The 1,438-nt window shown below is 58.8% G+C and carries 2 protein-coding genes; one reads left to right on the top strand and one right to left on the bottom strand.

Going from position 1 to position 1,438, the window contains the following annotated elements; genetic code table 11:
* On the top strand, positions 1-414 hold a 414-nt coding region (locus tag ACK8OU_RS20150), incomplete at its 5' end, for a recombinase family protein (protein WP_410305115.1).
* 312 nt (positions 415-726) lie between these two features.
* Here the strand turns inward: ACK8OU_RS20150 and ACK8OU_RS20145 are convergent.
* Positions 727-1,438: IS3 family transposase (locus tag ACK8OU_RS20145; protein ID WP_410305114.1), on the bottom strand; the 712-nt coding region annotated here is incomplete at its 5' end.

Below are 1,438 nucleotides of genomic sequence, written 5' to 3'. Positions count from 1 at the left end.
CTGGACAGGCTCGGGCGCACGCTGACCCACCTGGTCAACACCGTGCGTGACCTGTCGGATCGAGGCATCGGCCTGCGCGTGCTGACTGGTCAAGGCACTGAAATCGACACCACCACCTCGGCCGGTCGCATGATCTTCGGCATCTTCGCGACCCTGGCGGAGTTCGAGCGCGACCTGATCCGGGAACGCACCATGGCAGGTCTCGCAGCCGCCCGGGCGCGCGGTCGAAAAGGCGGAAGGAAGTTCGCACTGACCAAGGCTCAGGTCCGCCTGGCCCAAGCGGCCATGTCAAACAGGGACACTTCAGTCGCCGCCCTCGCGGCCGAGCTGGGTGTCAAACCGGTAACCCTCTATCGCTACGTCGATGCCAACGGAAACCTCAGGGACCACGGAAGGCGCGTTTTATCGGCTTAGCGTAGGATTTAGCACCGTCCGGCAGCAGACCCCCTACTGCCGTTGCCATATAGAATGCCGCCATTATTCATTTTCATGTATGTTGAAATCGTTTCGAGGGTCAAAGCCAGCGGGCGTGCCTTATTTGCGTCCTTATCAGCCATGACACATACGCCCCATAGTGTCTTGCCTGTCATAGCAGCTCGGAAATTGACTTCCTTAATACGCAGCCACTTACTCCAGTAATCCAAATACAACTTCGCGTCGGTCGGCAGAGAATACCAATAAAGTGGTGTGACAAAGACGAGATCGGTGTGCTCTGACCCCCTTTACTCATCCACCTGAAACCAGAGCCGATGGTTGAAATTGGCGCGGTTGCGCGTTGTGAGCAATGGGCGAGCGGCGGAGCGTTTCCGTTTCGAGAAGCCGGTCGCCCATTGCGGTGAGTTTGGCAGCATAGGCTGCGGGTGTGAGATAGCCGAGCGCGGAGTGCGGCCTGGTTGCGTTGTAATCAGCGACCCAGCGCGCGACGGCAGATCGTGCGTGGTCGAGGCCAAAAAACAGCGTCTCATTCAAGAGTTCGTCCCTCATCTTGGAATTGAAGGCTTCGCAGATTCCGTTCTGCATGGGCTTTCCCGGTGCGATGAAGTGCCAAGGCACCCCTGCGTCTTCGCTCCAGGCCAGCATCGCATTGGAAGTGAACTCCGTGCCGTGGTCGCTGACGATGAGTCCAGGCTTGCCGCGCCGCTCAATCAACGTTGTGAGTTCCCTTGCAACGCGGCGACCTGAGATGGAGGTATCGACGACCGCAGCCAGGCACTCCTTCGTTACATCGTCGATGACGTTGAAGATGCGGAAGCGCCTACCATGCGCGAACTGGTCATGGACGAAATCGACAGACCAGCGTGCATTCGGCATGACCACGCTCAGCAAGGGTGCGCGTGTGCCACTGGCCTTCTTGCGGCCCTTCCGCTTTCGCACGGACAGGCCTTCCTCACGGTAGATCCGTTGCGTCTTCTTGTGGTTCACCGAATGGCCTTCTCGC

The organism is Pontitalea aquivivens (assembly GCF_046507575.1).
Classification (GTDB): domain Bacteria; phylum Pseudomonadota; class Alphaproteobacteria; order Rhodobacterales; family Rhodobacteraceae; genus Pontitalea; species Pontitalea aquivivens.
The sequence above is the reverse complement of the archived record's forward strand: the minus strand, read 5'-3'. Positions and strand labels throughout refer to the sequence as shown.